Genomic DNA, 351 nt, shown 5'->3' with positions numbered 1-351 from the left:
GCTGACCCTGGACAAGACGCCGGTCAGCACCACTGTCACTGACGAACCGGGTACTCCAGGCAACGAAGGCGATCTGGTCAAAGTCACCATCACCGCCGACCAGCCTTCGGTGGCCGAGAACGTCAAACCGACCTTCACTGTGCACATCAACCAGGCCTTGGCCCACGATCTGGTCGTGACCCTGAGCAACAACGCTCAGGTCACCATCAAGGCGGGTGAGACCAGCGCAGCTTACGAGCACGCGGCACAAGGCGATGACGTCTACAAGGACTCGGGCGAACTCAGCCTGGGCATCAAGTCGGCTGTGGACGTCGATGGCCGTACCTTCGAAAACCTGCAACTGGGCGATGT

At 60.4% G+C, this 351-nt stretch carries 1 protein-coding gene; it reads left to right on the top strand.

The window, feature by feature from the left end; translation table 11 throughout:
* A partial coding sequence (locus tag HU760_RS24375; protein ID WP_217858987.1) for an immunoglobulin-like domain-containing protein occupies nt 1-351 on the top strand: 351 nt, incomplete at both ends.

It is taken from the genome of Pseudomonas oryzicola (assembly GCF_014269185.2).
In the GTDB taxonomy this organism is placed as follows: domain Bacteria; phylum Pseudomonadota; class Gammaproteobacteria; order Pseudomonadales; family Pseudomonadaceae; genus Aquipseudomonas; species Aquipseudomonas oryzicola.
The sequence above is the reverse complement of the archived record's forward strand: the minus strand, read 5'-3'. Positions and strand labels throughout refer to the sequence as shown.